Annotated in this window: 17 protein-coding genes; 7 read left to right on the top strand and 10 right to left on the bottom strand. The window is 69.0% G+C overall.

Going from position 1 to position 19,808, the window contains the following annotated elements; translation table 11 throughout:
• Window positions 1-11 precede the first annotated feature (11 nt).
• Window positions 12-263: a mycoredoxin gene (locus tag NP4_RS01035; RefSeq protein ID WP_062513092.1), complete on the top strand. Its 252-nt coding sequence runs from the start codon at window positions 12-14 to the stop codon at window positions 261-263.
• Here NP4_RS01035 and NP4_RS01030 read toward each other — a convergent pair whose 3' ends face one another.
• The 3 genes from NP4_RS01030 to NP4_RS01020 all read right to left on the bottom strand — a co-directional run bounded on the left by NP4_RS01030 (window position 264) and on the right by NP4_RS01020 (window position 4,437).
• Window positions 264-2,309 carry a CocE/NonD family hydrolase gene (locus tag NP4_RS01030; protein ID WP_067990412.1) on the bottom strand — a complete coding sequence of 682 codons (2,046 nt, stop codon included), beginning with the start codon at window positions 2,307-2,309 and terminating at the stop codon, window positions 264-266.
• 134 nt (window positions 2,310-2,443) lie between these two features.
• A complete protein-coding gene (gene nudC, locus NP4_RS01025; RefSeq protein ID WP_067990407.1) occupies window positions 2,444-3,355 on the bottom strand; it encodes an NAD(+) diphosphatase in 912 nt (303 codons plus the stop codon).
• 23 nt (window positions 3,356-3,378) lie between these two features.
• Window positions 3,379-4,437 carry a potassium channel family protein gene (locus tag NP4_RS01020; protein ID WP_062513117.1) on the bottom strand — a complete coding sequence of 353 codons (1,059 nt, stop codon included), beginning with the start codon at window positions 4,435-4,437 and terminating at the stop codon, window positions 3,379-3,381.
• Window positions 4,438-4,501: 64 nt separating this feature from the next.
• Here NP4_RS01020 and NP4_RS01015 point away from each other — a divergent pair, with 64 nt between their 5' ends.
• Window positions 4,502-4,894 carry a DoxX family protein gene (locus NP4_RS01015; protein ID WP_067990404.1) on the top strand — a complete coding sequence of 131 codons (393 nt, stop codon included), beginning with the start codon at window positions 4,502-4,504 and terminating at the stop codon, window positions 4,892-4,894.
• 7 nt (window positions 4,895-4,901) lie between these two features.
• Here the strand turns inward: NP4_RS01015 and NP4_RS01010 are convergent, their stop codons facing one another.
• The 4 genes from NP4_RS01010 to NP4_RS00995 all read right to left on the bottom strand — a co-directional run bounded on the left by NP4_RS01010 (window position 4,902) and on the right by NP4_RS00995 (window position 12,730).
• The gene (locus NP4_RS01010; RefSeq protein WP_067990401.1) at window positions 4,902-5,135 is read right to left on the bottom strand and encodes a hypothetical protein; all 234 of its coding nucleotides are present in this window, start codon (window positions 5,133-5,135) and stop codon (window positions 4,902-4,904) included.
• 63 nt (window positions 5,136-5,198) lie between these two features.
• The gene (locus NP4_RS01005; protein ID WP_067990398.1) at window positions 5,199-8,891 is read right to left on the bottom strand and encodes an ATP-dependent helicase; all 3,693 of its coding nucleotides are present in this window, start codon (window positions 8,889-8,891) and stop codon (window positions 5,199-5,201) included.
• A gap of 7 nt (window positions 8,892-8,898) precedes the next feature.
• Window positions 8,899-12,324, bottom strand: a complete 3,426-nt coding sequence (locus NP4_RS01000) for an ATP-dependent helicase (RefSeq protein WP_082875401.1) — start codon at window positions 12,322-12,324, stop codon at window positions 8,899-8,901.
• 190 nt (window positions 12,325-12,514) lie between these two features.
• Window positions 12,515-12,730, bottom strand: coding sequence for a hypothetical protein (locus NP4_RS00995; RefSeq protein WP_147287807.1), 216 nt, complete (start codon window positions 12,728-12,730; stop codon window positions 12,515-12,517).
• A gap of 40 nt (window positions 12,731-12,770) precedes the next feature.
• On the opposite strand from NP4_RS00995, the gene NP4_RS00990 reads away from it, so the two are divergent.
• From NP4_RS00990 to NP4_RS00975, 4 genes are read left to right on the top strand one after another with little or no spacing between them, the layout of a single operon-like run.
• The gene (locus tag NP4_RS00990; RefSeq protein ID WP_114755472.1) at window positions 12,771-13,532 is read left to right on the top strand and encodes an alpha/beta fold hydrolase; all 762 of its coding nucleotides are present in this window, start codon (window positions 12,771-12,773) and stop codon (window positions 13,530-13,532) included.
• A 1-nt stretch (window position 13,533) separates the two neighbouring features.
• Window positions 13,534-13,827, top strand: a complete 294-nt coding sequence (locus NP4_RS00985) for an MGMT family protein (protein ID WP_067990383.1) — start codon at window positions 13,534-13,536, stop codon at window positions 13,825-13,827.
• A gap of 28 nt (window positions 13,828-13,855) precedes the next feature.
• A complete protein-coding gene (locus tag NP4_RS00980) occupies window positions 13,856-14,596 on the top strand; it encodes a VOC family protein (RefSeq protein WP_067990380.1) in 741 nt (246 codons plus the stop codon).
• Between the two features lie 50 nt (window positions 14,597-14,646).
• Window positions 14,647-16,380, top strand: a complete 1,734-nt coding sequence (locus NP4_RS00975; RefSeq protein WP_082875400.1) for an NTP transferase domain-containing protein — start codon at window positions 14,647-14,649, stop codon at window positions 16,378-16,380.
• Between the two features lie 385 nt (window positions 16,381-16,765).
• Here NP4_RS00975 and NP4_RS00970 read toward each other — a convergent pair whose 3' ends face one another.
• The 3 genes from NP4_RS00970 to NP4_RS00965 all read right to left on the bottom strand — a co-directional run bounded on the left by NP4_RS00970 (window position 16,766) and on the right by NP4_RS00965 (window position 19,136).
• Window positions 16,766-18,319, bottom strand: coding sequence for an FAD-dependent monooxygenase (locus NP4_RS00970; protein WP_067990377.1), 1,554 nt, complete (start codon window positions 18,317-18,319; stop codon window positions 16,766-16,768).
• 63 nt (window positions 18,320-18,382) lie between these two features.
• On the bottom strand, window positions 18,383-18,511 hold the full coding sequence (locus NP4_RS42290; protein ID WP_255285347.1) for a hypothetical protein: 129 nt from the start codon (window positions 18,509-18,511) through the stop codon (window positions 18,383-18,385).
• Between the two features lie 49 nt (window positions 18,512-18,560).
• Window positions 18,561-19,136: a dihydrofolate reductase family protein gene (locus tag NP4_RS00965; RefSeq protein WP_067990374.1), complete on the bottom strand. Its 576-nt coding sequence runs from the start codon at window positions 19,134-19,136 to the stop codon at window positions 18,561-18,563.
• A 73-nt stretch (window positions 19,137-19,209) separates the two neighbouring features.
• Here NP4_RS00965 and NP4_RS00960 point away from each other — a divergent pair, with 73 nt between their 5' ends.
• Entirely contained in the window at window positions 19,210-19,779 is a 570-nt protein-coding gene (locus tag NP4_RS00960; RefSeq protein WP_062514636.1) for a TetR/AcrR family transcriptional regulator, read from the top strand.
• Window positions 19,780-19,808 lie beyond the last annotated feature (29 nt).

Genomic DNA, 19,808 nt, shown 5'->3' with positions numbered 1-19,808 from the left:
TTGACTCCTGCGTGACAGCTACCGACCTGACCATGTACTCGACCACCTGGTGCGGCTACTGCCGACGCCTGAAGAAGCAGCTCGACGAGTCCGGAATCAGCTATACCGAGGTGGACATCGAGGAAGATCCCACGGCCGCCGAATTCGTCGGCAGCGTCAACGGCGGCAACCATGTGGTGCCGACCGTGAAGTATCGCGACGGATCCACCGCCACCAATCCCAGCCTGGTTCAGGTGAAGCAGGCCCTGGCGCAGATCGCCTGATCACCAGCCCGGATTACCGCGCACCGGGATATTGACGAAACTCGGTGCGTCCGGATCGAGCTGGAGGTGCTCGGGCTTCAGCTCGGTATGGATGAGGTCGGCCAGGATCGGAAGACCCTTGGGCACATTGCCGCCGAAGACGTCCACCCGCAGCCGGTGGCCGGGCGCGAGCACGGCCTCGGTGGCCGTGAGCCCGATATCGAGGGTGGTCGCGGCGCCTGGCATCGTCGGCTGTCGCAGCGTCAGGGAGGCATAGGGCCGCGGATCGGTGTAGTCACCGTTGGCCGAGCGGGTGCTGAGCGAATCGTCGATCAGCCGCGCGGAGGCCAACAGCTGACCCGACGACAACACGGTCGATCGCCCGTCCGGCGCGACATCGTTGACCGTCACCGTCCAGTACCCGTCGCTCGCGTCCTGAATCGTATTGAGCCGCAGCCCGATCGGTCCGGAGATGACGGTCGGCTCGACCACCGGCGCGCTGGTGAAGGTCAGGCCGTTCAGTTCGGCGATACGTGAGTCGTCACCGCACGCGACGATGATCGACAGAATGCCCACGGTCGCCTGGGCGGCGTCGTTGGAGCACAGTGTCGTCAGGCCCGGCGCTATGGTCAGCCGGGCGACCCCGCTGTCGGGCCCGGCGTTCAGCGAACCGTCGTAGACGCTCGTGGCGGTGTGACTGCGCTCGGCGGACAAATACATTCGCCGATATGTCGGCGTGTCCGCCTGTTCGGAGGAACCGAAACCGCCGCGGGTGATCCAATCGCCGCCCTGCTGCAGCAGCGTGACCGGACCATAGGTGTCGATGCCGTTGTCTATTCCTTTGAGCCACTTGTCGAACCACGCCCGCTGCAGCACATCGACGCGCGGCGGCAGGCCGGGATCGCCGTATTCATTTCCCGGAGTGATGTGATAAGTGCCGCCCATCAACAGCTGCTTATGCCCGGGCGGCAACGGAATCTTGTTGTAGATCTTGGATTCCGAATAGGTGAACAGATCGTGCCAGCCACCGACGACGAAGGTCGGCGCCTGCACCCGGCTCGGATCGCCCAGCCAGCTCTGCCGGGTCGGCGAGGAGTCGGTGAGAACATCTTTGGTCAGTGGGTTCAAATCCTCCAGCCGGGCCTTGGTATACACGTCGAACTCGACATCCAGGAATGTCAGCGGACTGTGAACGCGGTCCGAGAGCCAGATCGGGTCGAACGTCCCGGTCAGTATCGACTGCACATCCGGCACCCATTTGAGGCCGTTGATCAGGGAGAGCCAGAGGGTGATGAAGGTGACGCCGAATCCACTGCCCGGAGACAGTACATCCTGATTCAGATCGCTGCCCGGCAGTACGGGGAAGATCGCCTTCAGCGCGGGCGGACGCAACTCGGCGGCCTGCATTTGATTGATCGCGGAATACGACATGCCGCTCATGCCGATACTGCCGTCGGACCAGGGCTGTCGCGCCGCCCAGTCGATCACCTCGAACGAATCCTGTTGCTCCCGTTCGCGCAGGGCGTCCCATACCCCCTCGGAGAAGCCGGTGCCGCGGGTATCGACAACGACCTGGGCGTACCCGGCCTGCACCAGACGACGGTCGATGGCGAAGTTGCGCAACCAATCCCCGCCGATACCTTTGGTCAGATCGGTGACGCCCGACAGCGCGGTACCGCTGAAGTCGACCTGGCGCAGCAGATCGACCACCGCGTCCGACAGGACCGGAATCGACAGCGCGTGATCGACGAGATTGCTTACCAATTTGGTGTAAGGAGTGATGTTGACGACTACCGGCGTCCGCACATCCACCGGCCGCATGGCCGCATCGGCGGGCCGGTACACATTGGCCTTCAACACCACGCCGTCACTCATCGTGATCGGCACATCCCATTGGATGTTGATATTCGGATATTGTTGTGGCCCATCCTCGATCGCCGCCCATTCGGCACCGGCCGCGCCGCCATCGGGGCCCGTCGCGACCGGTGCCGCATTCGCCGGGGCGGCCATCACCAGCGGAAAGGTCAACGCGACAGCGGCGACCGTCAGACGATGCGCGTAATTCATATTCGTGACCCACCTCTCGAATCAATCGTCGATCGGTCGGGCGGAATGCCCCGGCGGGGTCACAGATTACGGTCGGGAGCGTCGAAATGGCAGCCAACACACCCTCGAAATCGAGGGAATATCGAATTCGCCGATCAGTCGATCGCGGCCCAGGATTCGATAATCGTGCGCGCGATGGAAATCGAACCCGGCAGCATCAGCCGCGCGCCCTCGGAACCCTTGGAACCCCATGCGCCGCGGGCCAATGCCTCGCGCACCTCGCCGCGGGTGAACCAGTACCCCTCGGCGATCTCACCGTCGGCGAATACCAGCGGCTGTTCGGGATCGGCGACCGCGGCGAAGCCGAGCATCAGCGACCGCGGCAGCGGCCAGGGCTGGCTGCCGAGATAGCGGATCTCGCGCACATCGACGCCGACCTCCTCGGCGATCTCGCGTTCGACACAGCGTTCGAGCGACTCCCCCGCCTCCACGAACCCGGCCAGCAGCGAGAACATGCCCTCGGGCCAGCTCTGCTGACGGGCCAGCAGGACCCGGTCGCCGCCGTCGTGCACCAGGCAGATGACGGCCGGATCGATACGCGGGAACTCCTCGTGCCCGGATTCGGACACGCGGGTCCAGCCGGCGGTGGCGGGATGGGTCGGGGTGCCGTCGACCGCACTGAATTTCGCCCGGTCATGCCAGTTCAGCAGGGCCAGCGCGGTGGAGAGCACACCCATGGCCAGATCCTCGAGATCCAGTGAGACGCCGACCGCGCGCAAATCCATCAGGGTGCCGTCGATCTCGTTGTCGCGCACGGCCCACAGGTGGGTTCCGGCGTCGACGCCGAGGAATACCGCCTCGGGCACCGGTTCGGCCGCCAGGTCGACGGCCGGTTCGAACACGATCGACAGGCCGTCGACGCGCACCTGACCGCGCCGATTCATCCGCAGCACCTTGGCGGCGGACCAGCCCTCCTTCAGCGCCTGCTCGTCCGAGCGCAGCTCCTCGGCGCGGTCGAGTACGGAACGCGACAGCAGCGGAACGTGTTTCAGCTGAAATTCAGGCACGTCGTCGAGCGTATCCGGCGATCTTATTTGTGCACGCGGCGGATGTAGAGCAGCTTGTCGCCGACCTCGAGGGCGTCCACCTCGGGCTCGTCCACCCGGATCAGCGTGCCGCCGCGCACCACGCCCAGGACGATATCGCGCAGATGCCGCGGCGAGCCGCCGACCTCGTCGGATTCCACCTCCCGCTCGGCGATCGCGAAGCCGGCCTCCGGGGTGAGCAGATCCTCGATCATGTCCACCACGCTCGGCGTGGTGGTCGCGATGCCGAGCAGCCGGCCCGCGGTCTCCGAGGACACCACCACCGAATCCGCGCCGGACTGCCGCAGCAGATGGGTGTTCTCCGCCTCGCGGATCGAGGCGACGATCTTGGCCTTGGGATTGATCTCGCGCGCGGTCAACGTGACCAGCACCGCGGTGTCGTCGCGATTGGCGGCGACCACCACCGCCGCGGCGTGCTGCACACCGGCCAGCCGCAGCACATCGGATTGGGTCGCCGAACCGTGCACGGTCACCAGCGCGGCGTTCGCGGCGGCCTCGAGGACGACCGGATCGGTGTCGACGACGACGATATCGGCGGGCTGCACCCCGTCACCGAGCATCGCGTCCACGGCGGTGCGGCCCTTGGTGCCGTATCCGACGACCACGGTGTGATTGCGCACCCTGTGCCTCCATCGTTGAATCTTGAAAACCTGCCGGGACCGCTCGGTCAGAACCTGCAGGGTGGTGCCGACCAGAACGATCAGGAAGAGGATCCGCAGCGGGGTGATGACGATCGTATTGATCAGCCGCGCCTCGGGGCTGATCGGCGTGATGTCGCCGTAGCCGGTGGTCGACAGCGAGACCGTCGAGTAGTAGGCCGCGTCCAGCAGCGACAGCTCGTCGCCCTGATTGTCGTGATAGCCCGCGCGGCCGAAGTACACGACCAGGGTGGCGCCCGCCAGCAGCGCGAGCGCGAACGCGACCCGGCGCGCCAGCGAAACCCATGGGCTGATCTGGAGTTCCGGGATCCGCAGAATTCCGACGAGGGCGTAGTCGGGGCGATCGGTCAACCGCCGCAGCCCGTGGGGCCGATCATCGAACACGCCCCGCAGCGTACCGGTCCCGCCCGGGCTCGACGCGGCGGCGCGCGAGTGACAGGGTGTCGGCATGACTGCCGTGACTTCGCCGAGCACGCGCCGAGCCCGCCTGCTGTCGGCCATGCTCCTCGGAATGGGGGTGCTGCATTTCGCGGTGCCGGGACCCTTCGATCAGATCGTGCCGCGGCAGCTGCCCGGTCGTGCGCGCGCCTACACCTACGCGTCCGGGGTCGCCGAATTGAGTGTGGGCGCGGCGCTGGCGGTGCCACGCACCCGCAGGCTCGGCGGACGACTCGCGGCGCTGCTGTTCCTCGCGGTGTTCCCCGCCAATGTGCAGATGTCCGTCGACTGGGTGCGCAATCCGAAGCTGCCGCTGCTGTTGAGGATCGGTTCTCTGCTGCGGCTGCCGCTACAGATTCCGCTGGTGACCCAGGCGTTGAAGGTGAGCCGCGAGGCCGCCTGAGCGCTTGTCAGTTCGTGTGACGGAACAGGGAGTCGCGGGCGCGCTCGGCATCCTCGGGGAAGACCAGGATGCACAGCCCCTCGCTGCGGCGCAGCGCGCGCTGAACCCGCCCGGGCGTCACCGGACCGAAGGTGGCGCGAATGCCGTCGGCCCGCAGCATGGTGCGCACGGTTTCGGCGGCGCGGCGGTCGAAAACCGTTGCCACCGAGACCAGCAGGCCGTAGTCGTCACCGAAACTCACCGCAGTTCTCCGTTTCGCATCCTTTGACATCGACCGGCGATTTCCCTCAACGTACTCCCGCGCTCAGGCGGGGTCGTCCTCCGGTGGCGTGGTCCAGGCGGGCGCGGCCTTCTCGATGAGCCGCTCGAGTTCGCGGGGGCCGGGCAGATCCTCGGGGGCGATGGTGCGGCCGGTGCGCACGTAATGGAATGCCGCGCCGATCCGCTCGAGCGTCTCGGTCTCGTCGGCGCCCGTGCGGGCGGCCATGAGCCGGGCCCAGGCCAGGCGGTAGACGGCCAGCTGCATCGAGACCGCGCGCTCCTCGGCGCGGGTAGGTTCGGCGCCGGTCTTCCAGTCCACCACCAGCCAGCGACCGCCGGGCTCGGCGAAGACCGCGTCCATGCGACCGCGAATCAGGGTGCCCGCCAACGAGGTTTCGAAGGCCACCTCCACCTCGACCGGATTGCGGTTGGCCCACGGTGAGGACAGGAATGCCTCCTGCAGGCGGGTCAGTTCGGCGTCGGTTCCGCTCGAAATATCCTGCGCGCCCGCCAATTCGTCGAGATCCAGCAGCTGCGTCGCGCCGAACCAGCGCTGCAACCAGGCGTGGAAGGCGGTGCCGCGCCGGGTGAACGGGCTCGGCGGATATGGCAGGGGGCGGCGCAGGCGGGCGGCGAGTTTCGCCGGATCGGCGCGCAGGTCGACCAGCGCGGTCGCCGGAAGTTGTTCGGGCAGTTGGACTTCGCGCACGGTGTCGGCGGCGGCGAGGAATTCCGCGAGCAGGGCGTCGACATCGGCGGCCCAGCCCTCGGGGTCGTCGGGGTCGACCGCATCCGGGTCCGCATCGGCGAACAGCGCCAATTGTTCTCCGGATGTGGATGTTTCGCTCTGCTCGCGGGCCAGCTCGAGCAGCTGGGTGCGCACGAATTCCGCGCCCTGTTCAACCGCGGCGCGGCGTTTGCCGAGCGGATCACGGGGCCATTGCGCGGAGGCTGGGTTGTCGGTGAACGGGTTGACCGCGTCGGCGGCGGGCGGATCGGACCAGTGGTCGACGCGCACGGTGGTGGTCGCGGCCGAATCCGGGGCCTCCACCGCGTGTTTGAGTTCCAACAGGAAATCCGACGGACCCTTGGGGCTCGCACCCGTCTCGGCCCAGTGATGCGCTGAAACGAACAGGGCGCGTTCGGTTCTGGTGAGCGCGACGTAGAACAGGCGGCGTTCCTCGTCGACGCGACGGCGGCCGAGGGCCTCTTTGTGCTGCTTGATCGCGTGTTCCAGATCGGTGCGGTCGTAGAGTTCCGACAGGTCCAGGACCGGGACGCCGTCGCGGGCGTCCTCGCGCTGACGGTCGCCGCGCAGCGCGGTGGGCAGTTCGGCGAGCGCGCCGAGCCAGGTGCCCGCGGCGGTGCCGGACGGGAACACCCCGCGCACCACGTGCGGGACGGCCACCACCTCCCATTCCAGGCCCTTGGCGGCGTGCACGGTCAGAATCTGCACGCGGTCACGGGCGACCTCGACTTCGCCCGGCTCCAAGCCGTTTTCGACCTCCTCGGCCGCGGCCAGGAAGGTGAGCAGCGCGGGTAGCGTCGCGCGGTGATCGGCGGCGTATCCGGCGACGACCTCGCTGAAGGCGTCGAGATGTTCGCGGCCCGCACCGCCGCCCGCGGCCGCGCGCCGGGCCTGGGTCTCGATGCCAACCCCGATGGTGCGCTCGACATCGGCGACCAGTTCGGGCAGCGATTGGCCGCCGCGTTCGCGCAGGGCGGTCAGCTCCCGGCCCAATTCGACGATGCGTTGATATCCGGCCTGCGAATAGTTGTCCGGCGCACCGGGATCGGCGATGGCATCGACCAGCCCTGCCTGCTCGGCGGGTTCCGGAGCGACCGATCGCAGCGCGTCGGCCAGCGCCGCGCCGTCGGTAATGGCATCGGTCCGGTCGGGCGGCTGCACGATGGACAGTTCGCGGGCGCGCCGGGCCAGCGCGGCCAGATCGGTGACGCCGATGCGCCAGCGCGCGCCGGTGAGAATGCGCACGGCCGCACTGCCCGCCGACGGATCCGCGATCAGGCGCAGCGTGGCGACGACATCGGCCACCTCGGGCGTGGCCAGCAGCCCGCCCAGCCCGACGATCTCCACCGGCAGCCCGCGCTCGCGCAACGCCTCGGCCAACGGCGCGGCATCGGCATTGCGCCGCACCAGCACCGCGGAGGTCGGCGGCGGCAGCCCCGCGTCGGCGTGCGCCTCCCATTCGGCCGCGATCCGCTCGGCCACCCAATCCCGCTCCACCGCAACGGTTTCGGTCAGAGCCAGCGCCACCGTACCCGCCCCCGCATCGGGCCTGGGCCGCAGAGCGTCGACACTCACCCCACCCTCGGTATGCCGCAACGGCTCCGCCACCAAATTCGCCAGATCCAGCGCCTCGGGCGGATTGCGCCAGCTGGTCAGCAACGGAAGTATGGGCGCGGGAACGCCCGGGGCACTGGGAAAGTCGGTGGCGAACCGAGGCAGATTGGCCGCCGACGCCCCCCGCCACCCGTAGATCGACTGCATCGGATCACCGACCGCGGTCACCGCCAACCGATCCCGCACCACCGACTCGCCGTCGTTCTCCGGTTCCGCACCCGACCGCCAAGCCTCTGCCTGCCGCGGCCCTTCGGGGGGTGCCGAATCGTCCTGGGCATCGGTAGTTCGCACGGCATCTTCGGGCATCGTGGGTTCTCCAGCGTCGCGACCCGCCGTCGAGTCCACGCTCGGATCCTCCTGACCCGCTGATACATTCCCCTCTGCTTCACGCACTTCGGCCCGCGATGGCGACGGTTCGTTCGTATCCGGCTCTGGCGCGGCGGGATTCATCGCGCCGCGCGCGCTGTCCAGATCGCCGAACAGGGCGGCCAGCAGGATGCGCTGGGCGTGGCCGGTGTCCTGGTATTCGTCGAGCAGGACCAGCCGGAAGCGGGTGCGTTCGGCGCGGCCGACCTCGGCGTGTTCGGAGGCCAGGCGGGCGGCCAGCGACATCTGGGAGCCGAAGTCCAGGGCGCCGCGGCGGCGTAGTTCCTCGGCGAGGCGGCGCACCAGGGGGAGCAGGGCCACTCGTTCGCGTTGGGCGGCAACGATGTTCTGCAGTTCCTGGTTGGGGCCGCCGCGCTGGCGGGGGCCCGCGGGCAGGGTGAAGACGAGCTTCTCGAGTTCGGTGTGCGCCTCGGCGAGCTGTTCGGGTTCCACCAGATGTTCGGCCAGCTGCCCCGACAGGGCGAGTACGGCCTCGGTCACCGAGACCGGGGTGCGCTCGGTATCCAGATCGCCGTCCCAGGCGGTGACCACGCGATGTGCGAGCTGCCACAGCTGGGTCTCGGTGAGCAGGGTGGCATTGGGTTCCACCGGCAGCAGCAGGCCGTGTTCGGACAGCAGGCGACCCGCGTAGGAGTGGTATGTGCTGATCTCCGGTTCGGATCCGGCCAGCAGGCCGCGCAGCCGTCCGCTCGGATCCAGTTCGCGTACCAGCGGGGCCCCGGCCAGTCGCGCGAGGCGGGTGCGGATACGAGTGGTCAACTGCTGGGCGGCTTTCCGGGTGAACGTCAGGCCGAGCACCTCATCGGGCGCGACCAGCCCGTTGGCCACCATCCAGACCACGCGCGCGGCCATCGTCTCGGTCTTACCCGCGCCCGCGCCCGCGACGACCAGCGTCGGCCCGGGCGGGGCCGCGATGACGGCGGCCTGCTCATCGGTCGGCGGCGGCAGGCCCAAGGCCTCCGCCAACTGCCAGGGCGTGACCCTCATGCGCCGCTCACGTATCGGTCACCTGGCGGCCGGTGTCCTGAACGGGGCACGCGCCCGACACCGTGCAGTGTCGGCAGCCGTCGTTGCGCATGGCCAGATAGCTCGGGCCGCGGGTGGCGGCGGCGGCATCGTGGATGGTGTTGCGCCACCGGTCGATTCCCTCGTCGTCCAGAGCCGACTGCAGGCGCTGGGTCGCGCCCTCCTTACTGCTCGGCTTCGCGACATACACCAGGCGCGCGCCGCCCGGCTCGGCATCGGCCGAGCCGTCGTCGAGTGCGCCGGTGGCGGCGGCGACCTGATAGGTGGCCAGCTGGGCGTGATCCTGGGCGGCCTGTTTGGAGATGGGCGTCTTACCGGTCTTGACGTCGACGATCACGAAGCGGCCGAAGGCATCTCGCTCCACCCGGTCGACGCGGCCACGGATGCGCACCGGATGTTCGCCGGGGCCGCGGGCGGGCAGGACGCAGTCCACCGGGACCTCGACGCCCATCTGGGTGAGCTCGTCGCGAGTGTTGCGCAGCCAGGCCAGGAAGGTATCGAGCATGGTCTCGGTGCGGCGCAGTTCCTGGCGGGAATGCCAGCTGTGCGGACCGGTGTCGGTGGAGGTGGGGTCGATCGCCTTCCACGCGCGCACCAGCGCGGCCTTGACCTGGATCTCGGTGACCTGACCCGCGAGCGCCTGGACCAGGGTGTGCACCAGATTGCCCTTCACCGCGTGCGGATTGTCGCCGTCGCTGCCGCCGTGGCGTTCCAGGGCCCAGCGCAAGGGGCAGGTTTTGAGCAGTTCGACCGTCGAGGGTGAGAGGGCGACCGGGCCCTGTTCATCGTCCCAGAGCGGCAGTTGTGAGCTCATCTCCGCGGTGCCGTACCAGTGATCCGGATGCGCGCCGCGGACTCCGGCGCGGGCCAGGCGGGCCAGTTGCCGGGCGGCGCGTTCGCGGCGGTCCGGGTCGTCTTCGGGATCGCAGGCGGCACTGCGTAATTCGGCGATCAGCGATTGCATGACCAGGGCGCGGCCCGGGTCGACCGGGGCCGGGATGCGACCGGCCTCGCCCGGGGTGGCGTCCGGATCGAGTTCGGCAAGGAAGCGCGACGGCACCAGATCGCGGTCGCCGCTGACCGATTCGACGGCCGTCACCAGCAGCGACCGCCGGGCGCGGCTGCAGGCCAGCAGCAGCAGGCGGCGCTCCTCGGCGAGGATCGGGGCCGCACGGCTGACCCGCTCGCCCGAATCCGACACGCCCGCAACGAGATCCACCAGATCCTCGATGCCGAGCAGGGTGCCGCGCGGACGCAGATTGGGCCAGATGCCCTCCTGCACACCGGCGACGGCGACCACGTCCCATTCGCGTCCGGCCGCGGCGTGCGCGCTGACGATGGCCACGGCGTCTCCCGGATCGGTGAGCGGCGCGGTGTCCTGCGGAATCTCCTGCTGCTCCAGATATTCCACGAAACCCTCGATGGTCGCCCCCGGCAACCGATCCACATACGCCGCGGCCGCGTCGAACAGCCCCACCGCCGCATCGAGATCCCGATCGGCCTGCATCCCGACCGCACCCCCACGCTCGGACTGCCCCACCCACCGCTTCTCGAGGTTCGACCCCGTCCACACCCCCCACAGCACATCCTCGACCCCGGCTCCCCGCCCCAACACCCGCCGCCCCCGCCCCAATGCCTTCAGAACCCGCCGCAACGGCGCACCCTCCACATCGCTCAACCGCTCCAACACCCCCCGATCCCCCACCCCCACAATCAATTCCCGCAAAACCTCGGCCGAAGACCGATCCAAATCCCCAACCCACTCCCCCTCCACCGAAAACTCCTCATCCACCACACTGCCCCGCCGCTCACGATCCCCGACAAGGACTTCCACACCGTCCCCGGCCCGAGGGCCGCCGTCGAAGGCGCGAGGGTCCTCCGAGTGATACCGAGCCCGTTCCAACAAGGTCCGCCGGATACCGCGACGCAGGCGGCGCAGGCTGATCTGATCGGCGCCACCCAGCGGACCCGTCAGCAGGTCCAGCGCGTCGTCGGCGGTGAACAGGTCCGGGTTGCGGTCGCCCGCGAGGAGGGCGCGCAGGGACAGCAGCATCCAGGTGGCCCCTCGGCGGCGGGCCAGGGGGACATCCGGTTTGGGCTGCAGGACCGGGACCCCCGCGGCCAGCAGGGCGCGGCGCAGGGGGGCGAGGGAGAGGGGGACCGAGCGGACGATGACGGCCATATCGGACCAGGGGATGCCGTCGGTGAGGTGGGCGCGGCGGAGGTGGTCGGCGATCATGGCCGCCTCTTTGGCCGGGGTGGTGAGTACGCGCACCTGCACGTCGCCGGGGGCGGTCGGCGAGTCGGTGGTCTCGCGCGGATCGAATCGGTGCGGCGCGCTGCCCGACATGCGGGCCGCGATGCGGGCCACCGCCTCGTGCACGTCCACGGCCGAACGCCGATTGTCGCGCAGGATGATTCGCCGATCCGCGGGCGCGTCGAGATCGGCGAGGAAACGCGGCTCGGCGCCCCGGAAGGTGAATACCGCCTGGTCCGGATCGCCCGCCACCACGGTCACGGCCGAACCGGCGCCGATCGCCCGGACCAACTGCGCCGCAAGCGGATCCAGATGCTGGGCATCGTCGACGAGTAGACAGCGAATGCGCTCCCGTTCCGCATCGAGCAGGCGCGGATCCATCGCCAGCGCGTCCAGCGCCGCCCCGACCAATTCCGCCGCATCCAGCGCGGGCGCGGTGGCCTCGGGCGCTTCGATACCCACCGACCAGCGCAACAGCATGGCCTGTTCGTAGCGCTCCAGGAAGCGACCCGCCGCTTCCCATTCCGGCCGATCGTGCAGCCGCCCCAATTCGACCAGATCCTCCGGGCCCAGGCCGCGTTCGGTCGATCGCAACATCAGATCGCGTAATTGTTCGGCGAAGCCGAGCGTGCCCAGGGCGGGCTGCAGCCGCTGCGGCCACAGATCCTCCGACCCGGCGGCGATGTCCTCCAGTTCGCCGCGCAGCATCTCGCGCAGCACCACATCCTGTTCGGCGCCGGTGAGCAGCCGCGGCGGCGGATTGCCGTGCGCGGCGGCGTGCATGCGCAGGATCGCGAAGGCATAGGAGTGCACGGTCCGCACCAACGGCTCCCGGGTCGCGCCCGGAACTCCACCCAACTGCCGCCCGATCGCATTGCGCACCCGCAGCGCCGCCCCCTTCGAATGGGTCAGCACCAGCACCGATTCCGGATCCGCGCCATCGGCGATCCGATCCGCGGCGACATCGATCAGCAGCGCGGTCTTCCCCGTCCCCGGCCCGCCGAGCACCTGCCACGGCCGCCAACCGGGATCAATACCCCCACCCACGAACAACGTCCGGACATCGGCGCCCCACTCCCGCAGGCGGGGAGCCGTCTCGCCGCGGCGCACCAGTCGCACCGAGCTATCCGATCGCATCACGGCGGCTATTTCAACAGACGCCTCCGACAGAAATACATTCCCGCCCCCTCAACTGTGTCGCTGACACCGAAAGTGGCTGATCTGTGATAGGGAGCCCAATGCCCCCGATCAAGACATGACTCGACCAATGCGACATTTCGAACACACTTTCGAAATAGTCGCACTCGACCACCGAAGTCGTTGTGGCTCAGGCGACAATCATGCCCGACGGCCCCGACATCTCCCCGCCGAGCACCACCACCCGACGCATGTTCCGCACCATCCCCTCGGCCTTTTTCAGCAATGCGGCGACATCGATACGGGCCGGTTCCGGATCACCCTTCTTGACAAAGGTCACCGAAACCGACTTCACCGCAGCGAGATTGCCGCAGAGGATCACGCCGTTACCCAGGAGCATGCTCACGAACACGGCGAATGTCGGACCCCATCGGCACAATGAACGGGTGACCGATGTCAACGTCCATCGTTTCGGCCCGGCCGACGGACCGCTCGTCCTCGCACTGCACGGTCTGACCGGGCACGGCCGGCGCTGGGCGGCGCTGGCCGAAGAACATCTGCCCGAGCTGCGCATCATCGCGCCCGACCTGCGCGGGCACGGCCGTTCCTCGGCGCTGCCGCCGTGGACGCTCGAGGCGGTGGCCGAGGATCTCGTGCCGCTGCTCGACGGCGAGCCCGCCCTGGTGGTCGGGCATTCCTTCGGCGGCGCGACCGCGCTGCACCTCGCCCATCGGCATCCGGAGCTGGTGCGGGGCCTGGTGCTGCTCGATCCGGCGATGGGTATGGATCCCACGGATATGTTCGAGATCGCGCGGAGCATCCTGGATCATCCCGACTACGCCGACGTCGAGGCCGCCAGGCACGACAAGCTCGAGACGGCCTGGGCCGAGGTCGAATCGCGGTTGCTCGACGCCGAACTCGCCGAGCATCTGACGCCGACCGACTCGGGCCGGGTCGCCTGGCGGATCAGCCTGCCCGCGATCATCTCCTACTGGGGCCAGCTCGCGCGCGAGATCGTGCTGCCGCCCGCCGAGCTGCCGACCGTGCTGGTGCACGCGACGAAATCGCCGATCCTCACCCCCCAACTGCGCGCGGCGCTGGCCGAACATCTGGGCGATCGGCTGACGATCCACGAATTCGACTGCGACCACATGGTTTCCCAGGCCCGTCCGGCCGAGACGGCCGCCGTCATCCGCGCGGCGCTCTGAGATGGCGACCACCGACGCCGAAATCGAACGGGTCCGCGAACTGGTGGCCGCGATTCCGCCCGGCCGCGTCTCCACCTACGGCGATATCGCCGCGGCCGCCGGGCTGTCCACCCCGCGCACGGTCGGCTGGATCATGCGCACCGACTCCGCCGATCTGCCCTGGCATCGGGTGCTGCGCGCCAACGGCGCCCCCGCCCCGCATCTGATGAACCGGCAACTGCAGCGGCTCGCCGAGGAGGGGTGTCCGATCCGCGGCGATCGGGTCGATCTGGCGGCGGCGCGATTTCGCTTCTGAGGGCGTGCCGGGCGATTACGGTGGGGGTATGTCCACCCGTCTGGCGTGCGTGGTCTTCGAGGCGGACCGGCCGCGGTCCGTGGCTCGGTTCTGGGCGGAACTGCTGGGGTGGGAGGTCGCGCTGGAGCGTGCCGACGAGGTCGAGGTGGCCGCGCCCGATCCGGACGCGCCCGATGTGGCGCTGACCTTCCGGGCGAGCGGGCGACCCAAGGCCGGGAAGAATCGCATCCATCTGGATCTGGCCAGTCGCTCGCTGGATCATCAACGGGTGCAGGTGGATCGGGCGCTGTCACTGGGCGCGCGGTCGATCGATATCGGGCAGGGCGCGGTGCCGTGGACGGTGCTGGCCGATCCCGAGGGTAACGAATTCTGCGTGCTGGAACCGCGGGAGGAGTACGTCGATACCGGCGCGGTCGCCGCGATCGTCATCGACACGCGCGATCCGGCGCGACTGGCCCGTTTCTGGTCCGCGGCGTCGGGCTGGCCGGTGACCCACGACGCCGGGCAGATCAGCGGAATCAGGGCCGCGACCGGACAGGGTCCCTGGCTGGAATTCCTGCGCGTCGCGGACGCCGGTGATCGCGGCAGGCTGCAGCTGGAGCTGATGTCCTGCACCGCGGGCGATCCGGCCGCCGATCTGGAACTGCTGCGCGCGGCGGGCGCGATCGCGGTGCGGCCCAACGAATCCCATCCGGGCGCCACCCGGTCGGTGATGCTGGCCGATCCGGAGACCTATGAGTTCCGTCTGCTGCGTGCGCGAAGCGACTGACCGGCATCGCCTACCATCGGCGCCATGATCAACGTGCGGGGTGACGGCTCGTGACCACGGTCGACGCGATCGTGCTCGCGGGCGGGCGAGCCACCCGAATGGGTGGGGTGGACAAGCCCGGCATCGTGGTCGGCGGCCGTTCGATGCTGGAGGCGGCGCTGGCCGCGGTGGCCTCGAGTGTGCGCACGGTTGTGGTCGGGCCGCATCGGCCGGAGCTGTCGCCGTCGATTCGTCAGGTGCAGGAGGTGCCCGCCGGGGCCGGTCCGGTGGCGGCGATCGCGGCCGGGCTGCGCGCGCTGGAGGAGTGCGATTTTCCGGCCGAGTTGATAGTGGTGCTGGCCGCCGATATGCCGTTTCTGACCGCCGAGGCGATCGAGGAATTGGCCGGGCAGGCCGTGGCCGCCGATGCCGCGGCGGTATTCGCGGCCGATGAGACCGGGCGGCCGCAGTATCTGGTCGGGGTGTGGCGGCGCGAGGCGCTGCTGTCGGGGCTGGATCGGTTGGACTCGCTGGTCAATCAGCCGATGAAGGCGCTGGTTCCGGTGGATACCGTCATGGTGGCGCTGCCCGGGGTCACCGATTGCGATACTCCCGACGATGTGCGCCGGGCGCGCGCCCGGACCGCGCCGCTGACACTCGACGAGGCCCGGAACATTCTGCGCGACAAACTTTCCCGGCTGCCGGTCCGGCAGACGCCGCTGCGTTCGGCGCGAGATGCGACGCTGGCGATGCCCCTGACCGCCGCCGAGGCGCTGCCGCGATTCGACGTCTCCGCGATGGACGGTTACGCCGTGGCCGGGGACGGGCCGTGGCGGCTGCGCCACGATGTCGGTTTCGCGGGCGGGCAGCGGCCGGTGGGGCTGACCGGCGGGGAGGCGGTGCGCATCGCCACCGGGGCGCATGTGCCCGAGGGGACGACGACGGTGGTCCGCGACGAATTCGTCCGCCTCGAGGGCGAATTGCTGCACCGGCTGCCCGACACCCCGATTCGCGACGATGTGCGCCGCCGCGGCGAGGATTGGCAGCCCGGCGATCTGATTGCCGAGGCCGGGACGGCGGTGTCGACGCCGCTGATCTCGGCGGCGACGGCGGCCGAGGTGGCCGCGCTCGCGGTGCGCGGACCCGTGCGGGCGCGAATCGTCATGACCGGCGACGAGATTCGCAGCGAGGGCCCGCTGCGCACCGGACAGACTCGGGACTCCATCGGGCCGGTGCTGCCGGAGATCCTGTCCCGCTACGGAATTCACGCCGCGGAGCGAGTCCACCTGCGCGACACACCGAATGGTTTCGACGAGGTGCTCGCGGCCGCCTCCGACTGCGATCTCCTGGTCATCGTCGGCGCCACCGGCGGCGGCGCGGCCGATCAGCTCCGCGACGCCCTGGCCCGCACCGCCGCCCGCATCCTGGTCCACCGCCTGCACCTGCGCCCCGGCGGCTCCACGGTCGTCGCCGAAACCCCCACCGGCACAGCAGTCCTCGGCCTCCCCGGCAACCCCTACGCCGCCATAGCCACCCTCGCCGCCCTCGCCCCCGCCATCGTCGAGGGCCGCACCGCCCGCACCCCCACCCATCCCTTCCTCATCCCCTTGGCCAACGCCGCCAGCATCACCGGCCCGGTCCCCCGCCTCATCCCCGTCCACCCCCTCCCCGACGGGACCTGGTCCGGCGACCCCACCATTCGCACAGCCCACCTCGCCGGCCTCCTCCACCGCACCGGCCTGGCCATAGTCCCACCCAACTCCCCGGACCACGCCCTGGTCGAATTCCTACCTCTCCCAGAATGATTCACCCCGCCGCCCGGCCTGACGGCCGGACGACGGGGAACGTGGCAACCTGCCCAGCGGCTATGAAGAGAAGCCTTCCTGGCGGCCTGGGGAGACCGCGAAGCCTTCTCGGCGACGAGGGAATTGGAAAGCCCTGCCACCACCGGCGGAATCTGAAAGCCCTGCCACCACCAGCGGAATCGCAAAGCCCTGCCACCACCGAAAGGATCGGAAGCCCTGCCACCACCAGCGGAATCGCAAAGCCCTGCCACCACCGAAAGGATCGGAAGCCCTGCCACCACCGGCGGAATCGGGAAGGTCTGCCACCACCGAGGGAATTGGCAGGACCTCCCGGCAGCCCGAGGAACGACCGGCGGGATCGTGGCGTCCGGGCGGGAAAGCCCTCTCAGGCAGGGGCTTTCGTGGTGACCGGGGTGCCGAACCAGGTTGACAGGGCCGTTCGCAGGGTGGTGGCGGTTGTGTCGGTGGCGTCGTCTGCGGTTGCGGCCCAGGCTATGTGGCCGTCGGGGCGGATCAGGAGGGCGTCGGCTGCGGGGGTTTCGGGTTCGATGCGGTGGATGTCGATGTGCGGCAACCAGGGTTGGGCGGTCTTGTGGAGGTCCGGGCGGTCGGTGGGGATGAGGAGGAGGGGGCGGGCGTCGCGGAGGAGGTCGGCGATGGTTGTGGGGCCGTCGTCGGTGTGTAGGGGGAGGTTGGGGGCGAAAGCGCCGGTGAGGGGGTGGTTGGTCGGGTTGGGGAGGGGGTAGCGGATATCGGAGCCCGCGATGAAGGCGCCCATTCGGCGTAGGGGCTGTTCGTCGGTGAGCAGTTCCTGGAAGACCGCGCGGAGGGCCTCGCCGGCGGGGTCGTTGGCACGGCGCAGGGCCACCTGGGCCTGGGTGTGGAGCATGGTGCGGGATCCGGCGAAGTGGCGTTCGGCGTGGTAGGTGTCCAGCAGGGCCTCGGGGGCTCGGTGCTGGACCTCGGCGGCCAGTTTCCAGGCCAGGTTGACCGCGTCGAGCATGCCCGCGTTCAGGGCCACTCCCGTGGCGGGGAACAGGTGGGCCGCGTCGCCCGCGAGCAGGATGCGGCCGTCGCGATAGCGTTCCGCGTGGTGGGCCTTGAAGGTGAAGCGGGACAGCCGATGGGTCTGGGCCACAGGCAGATCCGCGCCGAGCACACGGCGGATGCTGTCGCGCAGCTCGGCCACTGTCATCGGCACATCGTCGTCGTATTCGACCGTCTCGTCCTCGATCGTGTAGACCGACAACACCTCCGAATTCGGCGACACCCCCATCCCGAACAGCCCCCGCTCGGTCCGCGTGAAACCCGCACGGACCGTACCGAATCCGGGCACCTCGAGATCACCGCCGTCCAGCCGCGTCACCGAATCGGGCACGATGATCTGGGCCAGCCGGTTCACCTCCGGATACACGGTGCCGGAGAACGGAATTCCGGCGAATTCCCGCACCCGGCTGCGCGCACCGTCGCAACCCACCAGATAGCGAGCGGTCACCCGATATTCGCCTTCCGACCCGCGCACCTCCACGGCGACGCCCTCGGCATCCTGGCTCACGCCCAGCACCTCGTGCCCCCGGCGAATATCGATCCCCAGTTCACCCGCGCGCTCACCGAGCAGCTGCTCGAGCTTCTGCTGCGGCAGCGGCAGCGCGTGCATCGGGGAATCCGGCAACCGCGTGAGATCCACATGCACACCGCCGAACGGAAACCGTGGCGCCGGAATCGGATCCGTGCACGCCGCCTCGAACCGATCCAGCAGCCCCCGATACCGCAGCAGTTCCAGGATCTGCCCGCCGAGACCACCGGCCTTCGGGGTGTCCCGCGGCCGCGGCTGCCGCTCGAGCACCAACGGCCGCACCCCGGCCAGCCGCAACTCGGCGGCCAGCATCAAACCCGTTGGGCCCGCGCCCACGACGATCACATCGGTATCGAACCGCATTTCCAGTAACTCCCGCTCCGGCCGTTTCCGACCTCGACAACAGACTATTCGGTATGTCCGGCGCTACCGCGCGCCATGCCTGCCGTGCCGAGCCCAGCCGCCCTTGGGCGTCACCGTGCGCGGCGGCACGGGCCGAGTTACGAAGCGCTGCTTGTTGCCCCGGGTCGGGAAGGTGCTGTGCTGCTTTCGCATAGGGGTACTGCCTTTCGTGAAACGTGAGGATGCCGAATCGCGCCCGAGATCAGGCGCGATCGAACCAGGAAACCTGTGCGCCGCTGCTGAATTCCCGACGCTCGGTGACCTTGAACCGCGTCGGCTTGAAATCGCCCGAGAACACCGGAATGCCGCCACCCGCGAGCACCGGATAGCTCTTGATGATCAGCTGGTCGATCTCGTCGATCAGCTGACCGGCCAGATTGCCGCCACCGCAGAGCCAGATATCCAGCCCCTCCCGCTGCCGGAGCTGGCGGACCAGTTCGACCGGATCGGTGTCGACGATCTCGACCTGCGGATTGTCCACCGGCTTCAACGTGCTGGAGAAGACGTATTGCTTCAGGTGGTTGAACGGGCTCTCGGCGCCTACCGCGAGGCCCGGCTCATAGGACCCACGGCCCATGAGCACCGTGTCCCAGACCTTGTTCGGCATATCGACCGGCAGGCCGAGTTGCACGCGCAGATGCGTCGGCACGGAATCGGGGTAGCGCTCGCCGAACCAGGCGACCATATCGTCGGCCAGTGGATAGAAGTCGAACTGGCCCTGCGGACCGGCGATGTAACCGTCGAGGGAGACACCCACGTAGTAGACGAGCTTTCGCATTTCTTACCGCCCCATCTGTAGTACTCTGTGCGAAGTGATTTGAACCGTAGTACTACAGATGGAGTGGTGTCAAGTGGTGCGCACGAATCCCGAACGCCGACAGGCGCTGTTGGACGCATCGATCGAGGTCCTGGCCCGAGAAGGGGCCCGCGGACTGACTTTCCGCGCGGTCGACAAGGAGGCCGAGGTCCCCGCCGGGACCACCTCCAACTACTTCCGCAACCGCGACGAACTCCTTGTCCAGGTGGGGCATCGCTATTACGAACGACTGATCCCCAGTGAGGACGCCATGGCGAAATCGCGTGGACCGCAGACCCGCGAGTCCATGACCGAACTCATGACCGAGGTGGTCGACCGCGTCTCCCACTTCCGCACCGGCTACCTGGCGATCCTCGAACTGCGACTGGAGGCCACCCGCCGACCCGACCTGCAGGCCCTGCTGACCGAGCGGGTCCGCGCCGATCTGGACTTCAATATCGCCAACTACCGCGAATCGCGGATGCCCGGCGACGAGGACGCCGTCGTGCTGATGTACCTGGCCCTGAACTGGCTCATCCTCGAACGCCTCACCCTGCCCGGCATCTTCGACGAGAAGCGCGCCGCGGAACTGGTGACCACGATCGTGAACCGCGCGATCCCGTGACCGTCATCGGGACGCGGGGTTGCGCGGGC

The organism is Nocardia pseudobrasiliensis NBRC 108224, assembly GCF_001613105.1.
Taxonomy (GTDB): Bacteria; Actinomycetota; Actinomycetes; order Mycobacteriales; family Mycobacteriaceae; genus Nocardia; species Nocardia pseudobrasiliensis.
This window is presented reverse-complemented; position numbering and strand designations above follow the sequence as displayed.

What these genes read in the sequence shown, in the direction of transcription:
- NP4_RS01030 (WP_067990412.1), bottom strand. Translation starts at nt 2,309, where the DNA reads ATGAATTACGCGCATCGTCTGACGGTCGCCGCTGTCGCGTTGACCTTT.
- NP4_RS01015 (WP_067990404.1), top strand. Translation starts at nt 4,502, where the DNA reads ATGACTGCCGTGACTTCGCCGAGCACGCGCCGAGCCCGCCTGCTGTCG.
- NP4_RS01005 (WP_067990398.1), bottom strand. Translation starts at nt 8,891, where the DNA reads ATGAGGGTCACGCCCTGGCAGTTGGCGGAGGCCTTGGGCCTGCCGCCG.
- NP4_RS01000 (WP_082875401.1), bottom strand. Translation starts at nt 12,324, where the DNA reads ATGCGATCGGATAGCTCGGTGCGACTGGTGCGCCGCGGCGAGACGGCT.
- NP4_RS00985 (WP_067990383.1), top strand. Translation starts at nt 13,534, where the DNA reads ATGGCGACCACCGACGCCGAAATCGAACGGGTCCGCGAACTGGTGGCC.
- NP4_RS00980 (WP_067990380.1), top strand. Translation starts at nt 13,856, where the DNA reads ATGTCCACCCGTCTGGCGTGCGTGGTCTTCGAGGCGGACCGGCCGCGG.
- NP4_RS00970 (WP_067990377.1), bottom strand. Translation starts at nt 18,319, where the DNA reads ATGCGGTTCGATACCGATGTGATCGTCGTGGGCGCGGGCCCAACGGGT.
- NP4_RS42290 (WP_255285347.1), bottom strand. Translation starts at nt 18,511, where the DNA reads ATGCGAAAGCAGCACAGCACCTTCCCGACCCGGGGCAACAAGCAGCGC.
- NP4_RS00965 (WP_067990374.1), bottom strand. Translation starts at nt 19,136, where the DNA reads ATGCGAAAGCTCGTCTACTACGTGGGTGTCTCCCTCGACGGTTACATC.